The organism is Kitasatospora sp. SC0581 (assembly GCF_048159585.1).
Classification (GTDB): domain Bacteria; phylum Actinomycetota; class Actinomycetes; order Streptomycetales; family Streptomycetaceae; genus Kitasatospora.
This window is the reverse complement of record NZ_JBLRWA010000288.1, coordinates 1-334: the sequence shown is the minus strand read 5'-3', so window position 1 is coordinate 334 and position 334 is coordinate 1. Positions and strand designations below refer to the sequence as shown.

The following is a 334-nucleotide window of genomic DNA, read 5'->3' as shown; positions in this document are numbered from 1 at the left end:
CGTCGACGGCCGCGAGCTCGACTACGGCCTCACGGCCCTCGTCCGGCCCGCGGGACGCGACTGACCTGGGGCGTCCCGCCGGAAGGGGCCCGTTGACAGGGCGGTCCGACGGGCAGAGACTCTGCGCGCGCGCCGGGTCGGACGCCCTCCGGGGCCGAAGACCCGCCGCCAGACGAACAGAGTCGTTCCGAAGGCCACGTGGGAGAGAACCGATGAGCATCCGCGACGTCTACATCGTCGACGCCGTCCGCACCCCGATCGGGAAGTTCGGGGGCGCGCTCGCCCCGGTACGACCCGACGACCTCGCGGGCCACGTCGTCCGGGCCCTCGTGGA

At 74.0% G+C, this 334-nt stretch carries 1 pseudogene; it reads left to right on the top strand.

Going from position 1 to position 334, the window contains the following annotated elements:
* Nucleotides 1-212 precede the first annotated feature (212 nt).
* A pseudogene (locus tag ACLWS4_RS38130) lies at nt 213-334 on the top strand (3-oxoadipyl-CoA thiolase); the annotation flags it as partial.